At 37.9% G+C, this 1,732-nt stretch carries 4 protein-coding genes; all 4 read right to left on the bottom strand.

Going from position 1 to position 1,732, the window contains the following annotated elements; translation table 11 throughout:
• The coding region (locus QUF61_RS07410) for an RpnC/YadD family protein (RefSeq protein WP_289681203.1) at positions 1-343 on the bottom strand (343 nt) is incomplete at its 3' end.
• A gap of 67 nt (positions 344-410) precedes the next feature.
• Complete coding sequence (locus QUF61_RS07405) at positions 411-881, bottom strand: DUF29 domain-containing protein (protein WP_103920349.1); 471 nt, start codon at positions 879-881, stop codon at positions 411-413.
• 28 nt (positions 882-909) lie between these two features.
• On the bottom strand, positions 910-1,377 hold the full coding sequence (locus tag QUF61_RS07400; protein ID WP_103920348.1) for a DUF29 domain-containing protein: 468 nt from the start codon (positions 1,375-1,377) through the stop codon (positions 910-912).
• Between the two features lie 19 nt (positions 1,378-1,396).
• Positions 1,397-1,732 (bottom strand): hypothetical protein (locus tag QUF61_RS07395; protein WP_289681202.1); only part of this gene is annotated, 336 nt, incomplete at its 5' end.

Here is a 1,732-nt window from a genome sequence, read left to right as displayed (position 1 = left end):
CAGTATAGATGACGATACTCCATACGGGTTTCTTTTTCAGTAGCCAGACATAACATAAGTATTCAAACAAGCGTTCTGCAATATCTTTACGCTGGCTCTGGTGCTCTATCTGTATAGCGACTTCTTGCAGGACACCGTTAATTTCAACTTCCAAGATTAAAAATAAATCACCTTTCAGGCTTTCTTTCAGGGCTTCGTATTTACTGATAAATTCTTTATCAATAAAACGGTACTTGCCTATTTTAACATGTGGAAAATAATGCGCAAAAAATTCTTGTGTAAAAGCACTAATCAGCCACTTAAATAATGAATCATGAGTTTTAGGGTTGCTGTTATTTGTCATAGATTTATCAATTGTTCGGCTACCCAGGTACGAAAAAATCAAAGTGCATGACGCGCTCAAAATAAAATCAAGCATTAACAGGATAAAATTTTTTATCCATTAGCTGTTCAGTGCTGTAAGGACACCTATCTGGAAATGTATTTTTAGGCAAACTTGTCTCGTCTACAGCAAATAAAACGGCTTTGGGATAAACTTTTATAATAGCACCCGGCATTTTATTTTTAAGGCTGGGCATATCTTCAAATAAACCTAAAAGCTGTGTGCGTTGCTCAATAATGGTTTTACGCCAGCTTTTACCTTCAAATTCTTGCCATTGCTCAGTAAGTGAGGAAAGTTGAAACTGCCATTTAAGTAAGTGCGCAATTAACACAATAAGGCGGCTTTCTAATTCTCTAAGCTGGCTTTTACCCATATCTTCAAGTTCTTCAATCAAATGAACAGTATCTAATTTATTAAAACGACCTGTTTTTAATAATTCAATTTGCTGGCGTGTCCAGTTATAAAAGTCATTTTCATAATTAAGCTGAGAATTATTCATGTTTAAATCCCTCATATTCAGGAGCTACCTAATCACCAGGATAAAACTCATCATCTAATATTTGATTAATCCCGTAGGGGCATTGTTCCGGGAATGTCGATGCGGGTAATTGAGTTTCTTTGATTGCTAATTCTAAAGCATCTTCATAAGCCTCGGCAATAACTTCTGGTAAACTGGATTTGAGTCCAGGTGATTTACGCAACCGTTTAGCTAATCTTGTACGCTGCTCTATGATAGTGTAACGCCAGCTCCTGCCATCAAATTCTTTCCATTTATCCGATAATTGTTGATATTGAAATTGCCATTTTAACAAATGCGCAAGTAATATGCTCAAACGACTTTCTAATTCATTGCGCTCACTTGCGCCCATGCTTTCCAGTTCCTCAAGCAAATGTTCAATATCTAATTCAGAAAACCGTTCTGCTTTGAGTAACTCAGCTGTTTGTTTAGCCCAGGCTGTATAGTCCTTTTGATAGAGTGTAAGTAAGCTGCTCATATTAGACACCATAAAATACTTAAAAGGCTTTTTCTCGAATAATAATATCTTTTATCAGTTCAATTTGTGCTTCGGCTTTAATAAACTCTTCATCAAGCAACTGCTGACGTTGTGCCAAGCTTGAGTTTTCTTCTTCCAGTTGTTTGCTTTGATTCAGAGTTTGTTCTAATTTTTTTTGTTGCTCAGTAGCTAAGGATGCTTGCTTATCCCGTTCCGTGCGAACTTGCTTGAGTTGCGCCGCTTGTTCATCCCGTTCCGTGCGAACTTGTTTGAGTTGCGCCGCTTGTTCATCCCGTTCCGTGCGAACTTGTTTGAGTTGCGCCGCTTGTTCATCCCGTTCCGTGCGAACTTGTTG

The sequence above is a fragment of the Candidatus Venteria ishoeyi genome (assembly GCF_030378065.1).
GTDB lineage: Bacteria > Pseudomonadota > Gammaproteobacteria > Beggiatoales > Beggiatoaceae > Venteria > Venteria ishoeyi.
The sequence above is the reverse complement of the archived record's forward strand: the minus strand, read 5'-3'. Positions and strand labels throughout refer to the sequence as shown.

Coding starts and splice junctions, on each gene's coding strand:
- QUF61_RS07405 (WP_103920349.1), bottom strand. CDS start 881: ATGAATAATTCTCAGCTTAATTATGAAAATGACTTTTATAACTGGACA.
- QUF61_RS07400 (WP_103920348.1), bottom strand. CDS start 1,377: ATGAGCAGCTTACTTACACTCTATCAAAAGGACTATACAGCCTGGGCT.